The sequence below is a fragment of the Bradyrhizobium sp. 14AA genome, assembly GCF_054185205.1.
The window spans coordinates 1-435 of sequence record NZ_JAVAYM010000197.1 but is presented as its reverse complement, the minus strand read 5'-3'; the positions used below and the strand labels follow the sequence as shown (position 1 = coordinate 435).

Below are 435 nucleotides of genomic sequence, written 5' to 3'. Positions count from 1 at the left end.
CGCCAAAATGGGAAGAGCCGAAAGGTCTTGAGCGACCCTTCGGCTTCGATCTCAACGGCGCTGCTGACATCAGGCTGTCAGGAGCCGGTCAGCGCGGGCAGGGGAAACCGGGGGCGATCTTGCAATGAGCGCCGGGATGCGGCCTGGGCGGACGCGGTTTCCAGCCCGGACGGTGCGGTGGCTTGTGCCAATGGGGCGGCCGCTGCCAGTGCGGCGGGCGATGTGGCGGCCGCACGACGATCGTCGGTGCGATGACCACCGCAGGCGGGCGGCCGGCATAATTGGTCAGATAGTTGGCCGAGACCCAGCCATGGAGGCCGGCGCCCCGCACATTGCACCAATTGTCTTCGCAGCCACGCAGGTTCACGCGAGTGCCCGCCGTCAGCGTGCCGAGCTTGGCATAACCCGCCCCCGGGCCGGAGCGCACGTTGACGT

At 68.3% G+C, this 435-nt stretch carries 1 protein-coding gene; it reads right to left on the bottom strand.

Going from position 1 to position 435, the window contains the following annotated elements; translation table 11 throughout:
* Positions 1–88: 88 nt before the first annotated feature.
* A partial coding sequence (locus tag RAD15_RS43985) for an SH3 domain-containing protein (RefSeq protein WP_458184891.1) occupies positions 89–435 on the bottom strand: 347 nt, incomplete at its 5' end.